At 68.4% G+C, this 14,137-nt stretch carries 11 protein-coding genes and 1 pseudogene; 5 read left to right on the top strand and 7 right to left on the bottom strand.

Translation table 11 applies throughout. From position 1 onward, the window contains the following. Positions 1-253 (bottom strand): annotated as a pseudogene (locus KXJ60_RS08645) (hypothetical protein); the annotation flags it as partial. 2 nt (positions 254-255) lie between these two features. Then, complete coding sequence (locus KXJ60_RS08640) at positions 256-810, bottom strand: tail fiber protein (protein WP_291126322.1); 555 nt, start codon at positions 808-810, stop codon at positions 256-258. A gap of 160 nt (positions 811-970) precedes the next feature. Between KXJ60_RS08640 and KXJ60_RS08635 the strand changes: the two genes are divergently transcribed. Then, positions 971-1,801 carry an urease accessory protein UreD gene (locus KXJ60_RS08635; RefSeq protein ID WP_291126321.1) on the top strand — a complete coding sequence of 277 codons (831 nt, stop codon included), beginning with the start codon at positions 971-973 and terminating at the stop codon, positions 1,799-1,801. A gap of 116 nt (positions 1,802-1,917) precedes the next feature. Further along, on the top strand, positions 1,918-3,609 hold the full coding sequence (locus KXJ60_RS08630; RefSeq protein ID WP_291126319.1) for a response regulator: 1,692 nt from the start codon (positions 1,918-1,920) through the stop codon (positions 3,607-3,609). 2 nt (positions 3,610-3,611) lie between these two features. On the opposite strand, the gene KXJ60_RS08625 is transcribed toward KXJ60_RS08630, so the two are convergent. Then, complete coding sequence (locus KXJ60_RS08625) at positions 3,612-4,520, bottom strand: LysR family transcriptional regulator (protein ID WP_291126317.1); 909 nt, start codon at positions 4,518-4,520, stop codon at positions 3,612-3,614. Positions 4,521-4,631: 111 nt separating this feature from the next. Between KXJ60_RS08625 and KXJ60_RS08620 the strand changes: the two genes are divergently transcribed. The 3 genes from KXJ60_RS08620 to KXJ60_RS08610 are packed head-to-tail and all read left to right on the top strand — an operon-like array spanning position 4,632 to position 9,474. Beyond that, positions 4,632-6,797: an indolepyruvate ferredoxin oxidoreductase subunit alpha gene (locus tag KXJ60_RS08620; RefSeq protein ID WP_291126315.1), complete on the top strand. Its 2,166-nt coding sequence runs from the start codon at positions 4,632-4,634 to the stop codon at positions 6,795-6,797. A gap of 2 nt (positions 6,798-6,799) precedes the next feature. Then, positions 6,800-8,416 (top strand): indolepyruvate oxidoreductase subunit beta family protein, encoded by a 1,617-nt coding sequence (locus KXJ60_RS08615; RefSeq protein ID WP_291126313.1) that lies wholly within the window; start codon positions 6,800-6,802, stop codon positions 8,414-8,416. A gap of 53 nt (positions 8,417-8,469) precedes the next feature. Then, on the top strand, positions 8,470-9,474 hold the full coding sequence (locus KXJ60_RS08610) for a tripartite tricarboxylate transporter substrate binding protein (protein WP_291126311.1): 1,005 nt from the start codon (positions 8,470-8,472) through the stop codon (positions 9,472-9,474). Positions 9,475-9,521: 47 nt separating this feature from the next. On the opposite strand, the gene urtE is transcribed toward KXJ60_RS08610, so the two are convergent. The 4 genes from urtE to urtB form a co-directional block, all read right to left on the bottom strand. Beyond that, positions 9,522-10,214, bottom strand: coding sequence for an urea ABC transporter ATP-binding subunit UrtE (gene urtE / locus KXJ60_RS08605; protein ID WP_291126309.1), 693 nt, complete (start codon positions 10,212-10,214; stop codon positions 9,522-9,524). Positions 10,215-10,330: 116 nt separating this feature from the next. Next, a complete protein-coding gene (urtD, locus tag KXJ60_RS08600) occupies positions 10,331-11,206 on the bottom strand; it encodes an urea ABC transporter ATP-binding protein UrtD (RefSeq protein WP_291126307.1) in 876 nt (291 codons plus the stop codon). Next, complete coding sequence (urtC, locus tag KXJ60_RS08595; RefSeq protein ID WP_291126334.1) at positions 11,203-12,327, bottom strand: urea ABC transporter permease subunit UrtC; 1,125 nt, start codon at positions 12,325-12,327, stop codon at positions 11,203-11,205. The genes urtD and urtC overlap by 4 nt, the downstream gene beginning before the upstream one ends. Positions 12,328-12,416: 89 nt before the next feature. Continuing rightward, positions 12,417-14,012, bottom strand: a complete 1,596-nt coding sequence (gene urtB, locus KXJ60_RS08590; protein ID WP_291126306.1) for an urea ABC transporter permease subunit UrtB — start codon at positions 14,010-14,012, stop codon at positions 12,417-12,419. Between the last annotated feature and the right edge of the window lie 125 nt (positions 14,013-14,137).

The raw sequence follows: 14,137 nt of genomic DNA, 5'->3' as shown, positions 1-14,137 counted from the left end.
CCAGCGATACCGTGGCCGTCGGCCACACGCCGCCCGCTTTGGGCCCGTACATCTCACCGGTGGTGGCATTGATGAAGAAGTCGCCATCGCGACCCACGTCTGCCGTGGGCGCCGATGGGCCACCGTACACCGCCGGGTACTGTTGCGTTTGGGCCGCAGGCGCCGGGTCGTCGCCGCCGCCGCAGGCGCTCACCGACAGCGCCACGATCAGCGGCAGCAGCGTGTGTCGAGGCATGAACATCGCTTGTCGCATGATCAGCCCCGCTCCGGGTACACGCCTTGCAGCGCGATGATGTAGTTGACGCCCTGGAAGGGGCTGCGCACGTCCACGGGCAAGTTGCCCCCGGCATTGCCGATGTCGATCTTGGCGTCGATGCCCAGCGGCGCCATGTCCTGATTGGCCTGCGCGGGCGATGCAAAGGCCGGCAACTGACCCGCGGTGGACTCCACCACAGCCGCCGGCACGGCGCCCACCGGGCTGGTGAGGCTGCCGCCCGTGGAGAGGCAGCGCTGGCGCGCCACGGCGCCATCTGCCAGCGCAGCGGTGTGGGTGTGGGTGGGCAACTGACCGGTGCTCAGCCGCACCGCTTCGGCCCCTCCGATCTGCCCCCGCGCCACGGGGCTCAAACCTTTGCCGATGCCCATGCCCACCGGCGCACGCCCACGCAGGTCTGGCAATGCAAAGCTGGTGATGCCGTCACCCCCGAACGCATTGCCCAGCAAACTGAACAATGCCTGGTTTTGCGCCACCGGCAGCAGCGATCCGTCGCACAACGCAAAACCCGGCGGCGCAAAGTCGAACGCCACCATTTGAATCTCTCCCAAAAACGCTTCTGTGCCCATCGACAACCTCCTTGATTGATGTTTGAAAATGCCGGCGGGCCCGCCGGCCGGCGTGATCCTAGGGAGGCTGTGCCCTCTGGCCCATACCGCAAATGCGTTACTTTTCTGGCCCCTCTTACACTGCCGCATGACCTGGCACGCACGCCTTTCCCTTGACCTGCAGCGCGAGCAGCAAAAAACCGTTGCCCGCTTCCACCACGACGGGCCGCTTCGCATCCTCAAGAGCCTGTATCCGGAGGGCGAAGGCATCTGCCACAACGTGATCGTTCACCCGCCCGGCGGCCTGGTCGGCGGCGACGTGCTGGACGTCCGCGTGCATGCAGGCGCCGGGGCCCATGGCCTGGTGTCCACACCCGGGGCCACGCGCTTCTACCGTTCGGAGGGTGCGGCGGCCACGCAGCAGGTCGAACTCACGCTGGACGAAGGCGCGCGGCTGGAATGGCTGCCGCTGGAGGCCATTGCCTACCCCGGCTGCCTGGCCCACAACACGCTGCGCGCCACCGTGGCCGAAGGCGCCGAGCTGATCGGCTGGGACGTCTGTGCACTCGGCCTGCCCACCGCCGGCCAGCCGTTTGACCGGGGCAGCCTGACCCAGCATCTGGAGATACCCGGCCTGTGGCTTGAGCACTCGCGCATCGACGCCGCCGACACCCGCCTGCTCGAATCGCCCCTGGGCCTGGCGGGCCAGCGCTGCATGGGCACGCTCTGGCTGGCCTGTGGCACGCCGCTGACCCGCGAGCGCCGCGAACACCTGCTGGAGGCCGTGCGCCACGTGCTCGAAGACGAACCCGCAGGCGTGCAGGCCGGCGCCACCTGCCCCAACCCCCACATGGTGGTGGTGCGCGCCCTGGCGCCGCTGGTGGAACCCCTGATGGGGCAGCTCCAGCGTGTGTGGGCCACGCTGCGCACGCAGGCCTGGGGCCTGCCCAACGTGGCGCCGCGCATCTGGCGGGTGTGACCCACGGGGCCGTGAGAACAGGCCCGAAAACACCCTGCTCTTTCGCCCACCAGCGCCCCGGGGGCGGACCAGAATGCAGACATTGCCCTTCTTGCGTCTGCCTGCCCGCTCCCTTCATGCGCTCCGCCCCCCACCAGCTCCACGACGCCCGCGCGCTCGTGATCGAGGGCAACCTGCAATCGCGCTCCATCCTCGTTTCGCAACTGCGTGAACTGGGCGTGGGCACGGTCGTGCAGTGCTCACGGCTCACGGAGGCGCGCCGCAAGCTGGAGATGAACAGCTTTGATGTCGTGATCTGCGAGCAACGCTTCGAGCGAGAAACCGGCTCCGGCCAGGACCTGCTCGACGACCTGCGGCGCAACCAGCTCCTGCCGTTTCACACGGTGTTCGTGATGATCACCGCCGAAGCCTCTTACGCCAGCGTGGCCGAGGCCGCAGAGTCGGCACTCGACGCCTACCTGCTCAAACCCCACACCGGCGCGCGCCTGGCGGACCGCATCGTCCAGGCGCGCGTGCGCAAGCAGGCGCTGCAGGAGATCTTTGGCGCCATCGACGCACAGGATTTCGACCGCGCCGCTGCGTTGTGCCAGGCCCGGTTCGCCTCGCGCCAGCCGTACTGGCTCTACGCCGCGCGCATCGGCGCCGAACTCATGCTGCGCGGCGGGCAGGTGGAGGAAGCGCAAGCGCTGTACCAGGCCGTGATCGACGCCAAGACCCTGCCCTGGGCCCGCCTGGGCGTTGCGCGCGCGCAGCTCGACGCCGGCCAGCCCGCCAAGGCCGTGACCACCCTGGAGAGCCTGATCCGCGACGACGACGCCTATGCCGATGCCTACGACGTGATGGGCCGCGCGCAGTTCGAGCTGGGCAACTTCCAGAACGCGCTGGGCACGTACCAGATGGCCACGAAGCTCACGCCCTCTTCCATCAGCCGCCTGCTCAAGCACGGCATGCTGGCCTACTACACCGGTGAAAAAAGCGAAGGCGTGGAGCTGCTCGACCGCGCCACCCGCCTGGGGCTGGACTCCAAGATGTTCGACGCCCAGGCCCTGCTGCTGCTGGCGTTCGCCCGGCTGGACAACAACGACTCGCGTGGCCTGCAGCGCGTGGTCGAACAACTCACCCGCCTGCGCGACCGCAGCCACAGCCCGGCGCGCCCGCACCGCCTGCTGCAAATGGCCGAAAGCCTGCTGGCGCTGCAACAGCAACAGACCGCACGCGCGCTCGACGATGTGCGCCGCCTGGCCGATGCCCTGCTCACCCCGGAGTTCGACGTCGAAGCCGCCTGCAACCTCCTGGCCCTGATGATCCGGCTGGCCACGCGCTCCCTGCCCATGCCGGACGCCGAGGGTGCGGTCGACACCCTGGCCCTGCGCTTTTGCACCAGCCGCGCCATGACGGAGCTGCTGGTGTGCGCAGCGGCCGGCCACGGCAACTACCCCGAGCGCATCCGCGCGGGGCACGCGCAGGTGCTGCGCATGACGCAGGACGCCATGACACTCAGCCTCAAGGGCGACCCGCACGGCACGGTGGTGCAGCTGCTGCAGGACGGCGAGCGCACCGGCAACGCCAAGCTGATCGAATCGGCGCACCAGGTGATGCAGCGCTACAGCGAGCGCATGAGCGGCTACCCCGAGCTGCAGGAGCGCCTGGAGGCGCTGCGCGAGCGCTACCACACCACCGCACCCATCACCCGCCTGGGCGAACACACCAGCAGCGGCCAGACGCCGCCCGGCGGCGTCTGCCTGCCTGCGGGCTACAAGCCACCGCAGTCCACCGGTCTGCTGGACGCCGCGGCGCCCGCCCGCTGATGTCAGGGCGCGGCAAACAGCCGCAGCACCTGCTCCCGAAACCAGCGGTTGTCCGGGTCGCCCTCGAAGCGGTGGCTCCAGTGCAGCGACACGGTGAAGTCCCGGTCCACAAACGGCGGCTGCACCATCACACAACCGCCCGACTCCACAAAGCCCCGCGCAATGTTGCCGGGCATGACCACGCACAGGTCGGTGGCACTCACGATGGAGGGCAGCACCATGAAGTGCTCGGTGGTCAATCGAAGGCGGTCCTGCAGCCCGGTCTGCGCCAGGATGCGCAGCGTGTCGCTGTGTGAGCGCACGGCCACGAAATCGAGCTGGTGCAGCGCCTTGAGCAGCGGCGCGCCACGCAAGCGCCGCAAACCCTCGTGCATGGGGTGGCCCGCGCGCATGAGCACCACGTAGCGGTCGCGCAGCAGCTCGGTGCGCTGTGTGTCCTTCACCTGCGGCAGAAAGCCGAACGCGAAGTCGATCACGCCGCTGTCCAGCGCGTCGGCCAGCTCGCTGTGGGCCACCGGGCGGCTGGCCACACGCACGCCCGGCGCGAGCCGGTGCAGGATGGCCATGAGGTCCGGCAGGAAGCGGCTCTCGCCGATGTCGCTCATGTGCAGGCGAAACAGCCGCTGCGAGCTGCGCGGATCAAAGCCACTGGACTCGCTGAGCGCCTGCGCCAGCGTGGCCAGCGCGCCCTGCACCGCCTCGGCCAGCGCCACCGCCTTGGGCGTGGGCTTCACGCCGCCGGGCGCGCGCACAAACAGCGGGTCCTTGATCAGCAGCCGCAGCCGCGTGAGGCCCTGGCTCACGGCCGGTTGCGTCAGGCCCAGCCGCTCGGCCGCCCGGCTCACGCTGCCGGCGCGGTACACCTCGTTGAAGAGGCGCAGCAGGTTCAGGTCAAGGTCTTTGATATGCATGAATCTAATATGGCTTAGTGGCTTCATTTTATTGATGGATGAAGCGCGGGTGCCCATACTCCCGGGGTTCTGCCGGTATTCCCCACGCGCCGGCTTCATGGAGACAAGGCCTTGGAAGTTTCATTCAGCAAGGAAATCGAATCTTTGCGGCTCGGCGACGGGCAGACGTTTCATGGCGAGGGCATCCTGGCCATCACCAAGGCGTTGCTGCAATCGGGCGTGTCGTACGTCGGCGGCTACCAGGGCGCGCCCGTCTCGCACCTGCTGGACGTGATGGTGCAGGCCAAGCCCTACATGGACGAGCTCGGTGTGCACGTGGAGGCGTGCTCCAACGAAGCCTCTGCGGCGGCCATGCTGGGCGCCTCCATCCACTACCCGCTGCGCGGCGCCGTCACCTGGAAGTCCATCGTGGGCACCAACGTGGCGGCCGATGCGCTCTCCAACCTGGCCTCGCCCGGCGTCACCGGCGGCGTGCTGGTGGTGGTAGGCGAAGACTACGGCGAAGGCGCCAGCGTGATCCAGGAGCGCACGCATGCCTACGCGCTCAAGTCGAGCATGGTGCTGCTGGACCCGCGCCCCGACCTGGAGCGCATGGTGCACATGGTCGAGCAGGGCTTTCGCCTGTCGGAAGCCTCGAACATGCCTGCGCTGATGGAGCTGCGCATCCGCGCCTGCCACGTGCGCGGCAGCTTCACGGCCAAGGACAACGTCAAGCCCGCGCTCTCGCGCCACAACCTGATCCACGAGCCGGCCAGCTTCGACTACAACCGCCTCGCTCACCCGCCCGTGACCTTCCGCCACGAGAAGCTCAAGGGCGAGGAGCGCATTCCGGCCGCGCGGCGCTACATCGTCGAGAACGGCCTGAACGAACACTTCGACGGCGCGCACCAGGATCTCGGCCTCATCGTGCAGGGCGGTCTGTACAACACGCTCATTCGCGCCCTGCAGCAGTTCGGCCTGGCCGACGCCTTCGGGCAGGCCGCCATCCCGATGCTGGTGCTCAACGTCACCTGCCCGCTGGTACCGCAGCAGCTCACCGATTTCTGCGTGGGCAAGCGCGCCGTGCTGATGCTCGAAGAAGGCCAGCCCGAGTACATCGAGCAGGAGCTCGCCACGCTGCTGCGCCGCAGCGACATCCAGACCCCGCTGCACGGCAAGGACATGCTGCCGCAGGCCGGCGAGTACAGCGCCGAGGTGATGGCCCATGGCCTGGCGCAGTTCATTGCCCGCTACCTGCAAGACCCCGGCACGCAGGCCGTGACGGACGCCGCGCGCGCCTGGCTGCAAGGCATCCTGACGCGGCGCACCGAGGCCGCGCAGCAGCTGCAGGCGCCACTGCCTGCGCGCCCGCCGGGCATGTGCGTGGGCTGCCCCGAGCGGCCGGTGTTCTCTGCGCTCAAGCTGGCGCAGCAAGACGTGGGGCCGGTGCACATTGCCGGCGACATCGGCTGCCACGCGCTGGCCACCTTCGAGCCCTTCTCGTTTGGCCACTCCATCCTGGGCTACGGCATGAGCCTGGCCAGCCGCGCCGGCGTGTCGCCGGTGATGAAGCGGCGCGTGCTCTCCGTCATGGGCGACGGCGGCTTCTGGCACAACGGCCTGCTCACCGGCGTGCAGAGCGCGCTCTTCAACGGCGACGACGCGGTGCTGCTGATCTTCAAGAACGGCTACACCTCCGCCACCGGCACACAGGACATCATCTCCACCCCGGGCGACGCCGCCAAGGAAGCCGCGGGCGACAAGCAGCAGAGCCTGGCGCACACCAACCAGACCATCGAGAGCACCTTGAAAGGCCTGGGCGTGCAGTGGATGCGCACCGTGCACACCTACGAGGTGGACACCGTGCGCGCCACGCTCACCGAGGCCTTCACCACCGAGTTCCAGGGCCTGAAGGTGATCGTGGCCGAAGGCGAATGCCAGCTGGAGCGCCAGCGCCGCATCAAGCCCTGGATCGCGAGCCTGCTCAAGAAGGGTGAGCGCGTGGTGCGCGTGAAGTACGGCGTGGACGAAGACGTGTGCAACGGCGACCACGCCTGCATCCGCCTCTCGGGCTGCCCCACGCTCACGCTGAAAGACAACCCCGACCCGCTCAAGGTCGACCCGGTGGCCACCGTCATCGACGGCTGCGTGGGCTGCGGCCTGTGTGGCGCCAACGCGCATGCGGCCACGCTGTGCCCTTCGTTCTACCGCGCCGAGGTGATCCAGAACCCGCGCTGGCACGAGCGCCTGATCCATTCGCTGCGCGGCTCCCTAGTCCGCCTGCTCCAACCCGCCTGAACATGCCTTCCAACCAGCAACCCATCTCCCTGCTGCTCTGCGCCCTGGGCGGCGAAGGCGGCGGCATCCTCACCGACTGGCTGGTGGAGACCGCGCGCCACGCGGGCTACCCCGCGCAGGCCACCTCCATTCCTGGCGTGGCGCAGCGCACCGGCGCCACCACCTACTACCTCGAAATCTTCCCCGTGCCCACGGCCGACCTGGGCGGCCGCCGCCCGGTGTTCGGCCTGAACCCGCTGCCCGGTCGGCTGGATGCGCTGGTGTCCTCCGAGCTGCTGGAAACCGGCCGCCAGATCACCAACGGCCTGGCCTCGAACGCGCACACGCTGGTGATCACCTCGTCTGCGCGCGCGCTCACCACCGGCGAAAAGATGGTGATGGGCGACGGCCGCCGCGACAACGCCGAGCTGCTCTCGCTGGTGAACACCCACAGCCGCGCGCGCCACGTGCTCGACATGGCCGCGCTCACCAAGCAGGCCGGCACCGTGGTGAGCGCCGTGATGCTCGGCGCCATTGCCGGCAGCGGCCTGCTGCCCTTCGCGCGGCGCGACTATGAGGCGGTGATCGGCGACGGCAGCGGCAGCGCCAAGGCCAGCCTGCGCGGCTTTGCGCTCGCGTTTGACGCCGTGCACGCCCAGCGCACGCAAGCCGCCTACATCGAACAGGTGCTGGCCGACGAACCTGCCGACACGGCGCCCCAAGCCAGCCTGCCCGAGGCCCTGCGCCGCGAGTTCCCGCTGGAGGTGCACGGGCTCATGGCCCTGGGCCATGCACGCGTGTGCGAGTACCAGAACGCCGCCTATGGCGAGCGCTACGCCGAGCGCCTGCGCCGCGTGCTCGCGGCCGAAAAAACCGGCGACCCGCAGAACCTGCATGGCTACCGCACCACGGTGGAGATGGCACGCTGGATCGCGCTGTGGATGGCATTTGACGACATCGTGCTGGTGGCCGACCTCAAGAGCCGCGCCAGCCGCCAGGCCCGCGTGCGCGGCGAAGTGAAGGCCGGCCAGGACGACCTGCTGCGCGTGTACGACCACTTCAAACCCGGCGCGCCCGAGTTCGCCGCCATGCTGCCCGAGCGCCTCGCGCAGCGCGTGCTCGCGTGGGACCGCCGCCGCGTGGCCACGGGCAAGGCGCCGTGGGCGCTGCCGCTGAAGATCGGCACGCACTCGGTGCTGGGCATGCTCGCACTGCGCGGCCTGGCCGCCACCAAACGCCTGCGCCCGCTGGGCAGCCGCTTCCAGACCGAGCAGGCGCTGATCGACCGCTGGGTGGACGCGGTGGTGCGCCTGAGCGCCATGTACGCGCCGCTGGGCCACGAGGTGGCACTGTGCGGGCGCCTCATCAAGGGCTACGGCAGCACCAACGAACGCGGCAAGGACAACCTGCTGCACATCATCGACCACCTCGCCCTGCCCGCGCTGGACGACCCGTTCACCGCCGAACAGCGCTGCAAGGCGGTGGCCGCCGCGCGCCAGGCCGCGCTGAGCGACGAAGCCGGCAAGGCGCTGGACCAGGCGCTGCGCCAGCACGGCGCCCCCGCCCGCCCGGTGAAGGCCCAGCCCATCCGCTGGCAACACAATCCGCGACTGAAGGTGAAGGCCGCCGCGCGGCCCTGACGCCCGGCTCCGAAGAACCACGCCCCCTTTCCCACCACAACAGGAGACACACCATGCGCCCACCCCACACCCTCACCCCCACGCCGCACCGCTGGCACCTGGCCGGCAGCGCCGCCGTGGCCGCGCTGCTCGCCCTGGGCGCTCACGGTGCCGCGCTGGCGCAGGCCTGGCCCGACAAGCCGTTGAAGGTGGTCGTGGGCTTCCCGCCCGGCGGCGCGGCCGACCAGATCGCGCGCCTCGTGTCCACGCCGCTGGCCACCGCGCTGGGCCAGCCCGTGGTGGTGGAAAACCGCGCCGGCGCCAACGGCAACATCGCCGGTGAGTCGGTGGTGAAGTCGCCCGCCGATGGCTACACCCTGCTCATGAGCTCGGGCGGCATGGTGTCGGTGAATCCGCACATCTCGCGCATGAGCTTTGACCCGGTGAAAGACCTCACCCCGGTAGCCTCGGCCGCGCGCGTGCTGGTGTACCTGATGGCACGCCCCACGATCGAAGCGAAGAACGTGCAGGAACTCATCGCCTACGCCAAGGCCAACCCCGGCAAGCTCACCTACGGCTCGGCCGGCAACGGCAGCTCGCCGCACCTCGCGGGCGAAATGCTCAAGAGCCAGGCCGGCATGTTCACGGTGCACGTGCCCTACCGCGGCGCGGCCCCGGCCCTGAGCGACCTGATGGGCGGCCAGATCGACTACTACTTCGACCCCGGCATTGGCCTGGCCAACGCCAAGGCCGGCCGCACCAAGCTGCTGGCCGTGGGCAGCCTCAAGCGCTCGCCCCTGTTCCCCGAAGTGCCCACGCTGGACGAGGTGGGCCTGAAGGGCTTTGACGCCGACACCGTGTTCGGCTTCTACGCCCCCGCCGGCACGCCGCCGGCCGTGATCGCCAAGCTCAACACCGAGATCAACAAGGTGCTGGCCACCGCGGCCGTGAAGGACCGCATCACCGCGCTCGGCGGCGAAGCGCTGCCCCTCACCCCGGCCGAATTCGGCCAGCGCGGACTGGAAGACTCCAAGCGCTTCGGCGCGATCATCCGCGAGCGCAAGATCACGGCGGATTGACGCCGCCCGCGTGGGCCCGCGCACAGGCGCAGCCCACGCCACCCCGTTCAGATCGCCACGAGCTGGCGCACGCCCTTGGCCTGCATCTCGCTGCCGGGGCCGCTGGCGATCACCTCGCCGCGCTCCATGACCACGTAGCGGTCGGCCAGCGCTTCGGCAAAGTCGTAGTACTGCTCCACCAGCACGATGGCCATGTTGCCGCGGTCGGCCAGCATGCGGATCACCTTGCCGATGTCCTTGATGATGTTGGGCTGAATGCCCTCGGTAGGCTCGTCAAGGATGAGCAGCTTGGGGCCGGCGGCCAGCGCCCGCGCAATCGCCAGCTGCTGCTGTTGCCCGCCCGACAAATCGCCGCCGCGGCGCCCCAGCATCTGCTTGAGCACCGGGAACAGCTCGAACAGCTCGGCCGGAATCGGCGTGCTGCCCTTCTTCGTGGCCAGGCCCATGAGCAGGTTTTCGTGCACCGTGAGGCGCCCGAAAATCTCGCGCCCCTGCGGCACAAAGCCCACGCCCATGCGCGCGCGCTCGTACGGCGTGGCCTTGTGGATGGGCACGCCGTCGAGCGCGATGCTGCCGCTCTTGATCGGCACCAGCCCCATGAGCGATTTGAGCAGCGTGGTCTTTCCCACGCCGTTGCGGCCCAGCACCACCGTGACCTGGCCGAGCTCGGCCTGCAGGCTCACGTTGCGCAGGATGTGGCTGCCGCCGTAGTACTGGTTGATGTCTTTGACTTCAAGCATCGGGAACAACTCCGTTCGCCCTGAGCCTGTCGAAGGGCCCGTGGGCATGATGGTGCGGGGGCTTCGACAAGCTCAGCCCGAACGGGACGACGCCCGTCCTGCACGGATGGTTGATGTCAGCGTCCAAGGTACACCTCGATCACGCGCTCGTCGGCCTGCACCTGGTCGAGCGTGCCTTCGGCCAGCACCGCACCATCGCACAGCACCGTCACCTTCTCGGAGATGGTGCGGATGAAGCTCATGTCATGCTCCACCACCATCAGGGAGTGCTTGCCCTTGAGCGTGAGAAAGAGCTGCGCGGTGCGCTCGGTTTCTTCGTCGGTCATGCCGGCCACGGGTTCGTCGAGCAGCAGCAGCTTGGGGTCCTGCATCAGCAGCATGCCGATCTCCAGCCACTGCTTCTGCCCGTGGCTGAGGTTGCCGGCCTGGCGCGCGGCGCTGTCGGTGAGGTGGATGGTCTGCAGCACTTCGCCCAGGCGGTCTTTCTCTTCGCCCGTGAGCGCAAACACCATGGAGTGGCGCACACGCTTGTCGGTGGCCAGCGCGAGCTCCAGGTTTTCAAACACGCTCAGGTGTTCGAACACCGTGGGCTTCTGGAACTTGCGGCCAATGCCCATGGCGGCAATCTCGGCCTCGCGGTAGCGCAGCAGGTCGATCGTGCTGCCGAAGAACACCTGGCCCGAATCGGGCTTGGTCTTGCCGGTGATGATGTCCATCATCGTGGTCTTGCCCGCGCCGTTGGGGCCGATGATGCAGCGCAGCTCGCCGGGCGCGATGTCCAGGCTGAGCTTGTTGATGGCCTTGAAGCCATCGAAGCTCACGCACACGTCTTCCAGGTACAGGATGCGGCCGTGCGTGGTGTCCACCTCGCCGCGCACCACCGGGCGCGAGAAACCGGCCTGGCGGCCACCCGACTCGGTGGCGCCGCCACTGGCCAGCGCAGCCACGCGTTCGGCGCGCCTGGCGCCTTCTTCCATCAGATCGGGCGTCATGCCTTGCTCCCTTGCTTCGACGGCCGCAGCTTCTTCACCAGCCCCACCACACCCTGCGGCATGTAGAGCGTGACCACGATGAACAGCGCGCCGAGCACGTACAGCCAGTATTCGGGGAAGGTCACGGTGAGCCAGCTCTTGGCGCCGTTGACGATGAAGGCGCCGATGATCGGGCCAATGAGCGTGGCGCGCCCGCCCACGGCGGCCCAGATGGCGATCTCGATGCTGTTGGCCGTGCTCATTTCGCCGGGGTTGATGATGCCGACCTGCGGCACATACAGCGCACCCGCCACACCACACATCACCGCCGAAATGGTCCAGATGGTGAGCTTGTAGGGCAGCGGGTTGTAGCCGCAGAACATGACGCGGCTCTCGGCATCGCGCACGGCCTGCAGCACGCGGCCAAACTTGCTGCCCACCAGCCAGCGCGCAAACAGGTAGAAGCCCAGCAGCGTGAGACCGGTCAGCACAAACAGCGTCATGCGCATGCCTTGCGTGGCGATGGGCAGGCCGAGGATGCGCTTGAAGTCGGTGAAGCCGTTGTTGCCGCCAAAGCCGGTCTCGTTGCGGAAGAACAGCAGCAGCGCCGCGAAGGTGAGTGCCTGCGTGATGATGGAGAAATACACGCCCTTGATGCGCGAGCGGAAGGCGAAATAGCCGAACACAAAGGCCACCAGCCCCGGCACCAGCACGATCAGCAGCAGCGTGGCGATGAAGCTGTCGCTCAGCGCCCAGTGCCAGGGCAGTTCCTTCCAGTCGAGAAACACCATGAAGTCGGGCAGCTCGCTCTTGTAGTTGCCGTCGGTGCCGATCTGGCGCATGAGGTACATGCCCATCACGTAGCCCCCGAGCGCGAAGAACAGGCCGTGGCCCAGGCTCAGGATGCCGGTGTAGCCCCAGATCAGGTCCATGGCCAGCGCGCAGATGGCGTAGCACATGATCTTGCCGAGCAGGCCCACCATGTAGTCGCTCAGGTGGAACGGGCTGCTTTCGGGCACGAAGAGGTTGAGCAGCGGCGCCACGGCGCACACCACCAGCAGCGCGACGACGAAGGCGCTCCAGCCGGTGCGCGTGAGCAGCGGGCCGTGCGAGGGCAGAACCACCCCCGTTGGCCCTGACACCCCCGTTCGCCCTGAGCCTGTCGAAGGGCTCGCCAACCCCTGGGCAGGGGCTTCGACAAGCTCAGCCCGAACGGCATTGTTTTGCGCGCTCATGCTTCGCGTCCTTTCATGGCGAAGATCCCCTGAGGTCTCTTTTGAATGAACACGATGATGAAAACCAGCACCGCGATCTTGGCGAGCACGGCGCCGGCCCAGCCTTCAATGAACTTGTTGAGCATGCCCAGCCCGAGCGCGGCGTAAACCGTGCCGGCGAGTTGCCCCACACCACCGAGCACCACCACCATGAACGAGTCCACGATGTAGTTCTGCCCGAGGTCGGGGCCGACGTTGCCGATCTGGCTGAGCGCGCAGCCCGCCAGGCCCGCAATGCCCGAACCCAGCGCAAAGGCATAGGTGTCGATGCGTGCCGTGTTCACGCCCATGCACGAGGCAATGGGCCGGTTCTGCGTGACGCCGCGCACGAACAGCCCGAGGCGCGTCTTGCCGATCATCAGCGTGACGCCCAGCAGCACGGCCAGCGCAAAGCCGATGATGATGATGCGGTTCCAGGGCAGGTTGAGGTTGCCCATCAAGGTGATGCCGCCGCTCATCCACGAGGGGTTTTCCACGCCCACGTTTTGCGCGCCAAACAGGCTGCGCACCGCCTGCATCAGCACCAGGCTGATGCCCCAGGTGGCCAGCAGCGTCTCCAGCGGGCGGCCGTACAGAAAGCGGATCACGGTGCGCTCCATGGCCGCGCCCACCAGGCCCGACGCGATGAAGGCCACCGGCATGGCCACCAGCAGGTACCAGTCGAAATACTCGGGCAGGGCCTGGCGAAAGAAGGTCTGCACGAGCCACGTGGCGTAGGCACCGATCATGATCAGCTCGCCGTGGGCCATGTTGATCACGCCCATGAGGCCGTAGGTGATGGCCAGGCCCAGCGCGGCCAGCAGCAGGATGCTGCCCAGGCTGATGCCGGTGAAGGCCTGCGCCAGCGCGCTGCCAATGGCCAACGTCGTGTCCAGGCTGGAGAGCGACGCCTTGAGCGCCGCTTTCACCTGGACGTCGGCTTCCTTCTCCATCTGCGCGAGCAGCAGCGGGCGCACCACGGGCTGCTTGGCCTCGCCCAGCTTCTCGGCCGCGGCCAGGCGCTGCGCCGGGTCGTCGCTGGCCAGCAGCACGGCGGCGCGTGCGAGCTCCAGGCTCTGGCGCGCGCGCGCATCCAGGTTGCCGGCGAGCGCCTTGTCAATCAGCGCGAGCTGGCTGGTGTCGGGTTCTTCAAACGCGGTGCGCTGCAGCGAGGCCGCCGCTTCGCGCTGGCGCTCGGGCGGTGCGCCGAGCAGTTCCATGCCGGCCAGCGCGTTTTCCATCGCGCTGCGCAGGCGGTTGTTGATCATGATGTCGGCGGCCTCGTCGGGCAGCGCCGCCAGTTTCTCGCCCGTGACGGCGTCGATGGCACCGTCGCCCTCGACGATGAGCACACGCTCGCCCTGCACACGCACGGCCTCGTCAGACATCGCCTTGATCAGCGCAGCAGCCTTGTCGTCAGGCTCTGCCGCCAGGCGGTTCAGGGTGTCGATGCGCACGTCGGTGTCGCCATCCACCAGCGCCAAGGCATCGGCCGGCGTGAGCGCGTGGGCCGCGCTCAACGACATAACAACAGCCAGGCTCAGCCCCAGAAGCCGGAGCCAATGAATCTTCATATCAGTCCCCACCCAACAGACCAGAAACCACGGCGCAACAGGCACGCCAAATCAAGAGGCACCGAGGGTCCGGCTCCGCCGGCCCTAGATGCCGTCCCCCCTCGCAGCGCCGAAGGCGCGCCACA

This window comes from Hydrogenophaga sp. (assembly GCF_019264445.1).
In the GTDB taxonomy this organism is placed as follows: Bacteria; Pseudomonadota; Gammaproteobacteria; order Burkholderiales; family Burkholderiaceae_C; genus Hydrogenophaga.
The sequence above is the reverse complement of the archived record's forward strand: the minus strand, read 5'-3'. Positions and strand labels throughout refer to the sequence as shown.

What these genes read in the sequence shown, in the direction of transcription:
- KXJ60_RS08640 (WP_291126322.1), bottom strand. Translation starts at nt 810, where the DNA reads ATGGTGGCGTTCGACTTTGCGCCGCCGGGTTTTGCGTTGTGCGACGGA.
- KXJ60_RS08635 (WP_291126321.1), top strand. Translation starts at nt 971, where the DNA reads ATGACCTGGCACGCACGCCTTTCCCTTGACCTGCAGCGCGAGCAGCAA.
- KXJ60_RS08630 (WP_291126319.1), top strand. Translation starts at nt 1,918, where the DNA reads ATGCGCTCCGCCCCCCACCAGCTCCACGACGCCCGCGCGCTCGTGATC.
- KXJ60_RS08625 (WP_291126317.1), bottom strand. Translation starts at nt 4,520, where the DNA reads ATGCATATCAAAGACCTTGACCTGAACCTGCTGCGCCTCTTCAACGAG.
- KXJ60_RS08615 (WP_291126313.1), top strand. Translation starts at nt 6,800, where the DNA reads ATGCCTTCCAACCAGCAACCCATCTCCCTGCTGCTCTGCGCCCTGGGC.
- KXJ60_RS08610 (WP_291126311.1), top strand. Translation starts at nt 8,470, where the DNA reads ATGCGCCCACCCCACACCCTCACCCCCACGCCGCACCGCTGGCACCTG.
- urtE (WP_291126309.1), bottom strand. Translation starts at nt 10,214, where the DNA reads ATGCTTGAAGTCAAAGACATCAACCAGTACTACGGCGGCAGCCACATC.
- urtD (WP_291126307.1), bottom strand. Translation starts at nt 11,206, where the DNA reads ATGACGCCCGATCTGATGGAAGAAGGCGCCAGGCGCGCCGAACGCGTG.
- urtB (WP_291126306.1), bottom strand. Translation starts at nt 14,012, where the DNA reads ATGAAGATTCATTGGCTCCGGCTTCTGGGGCTGAGCCTGGCTGTTGTT.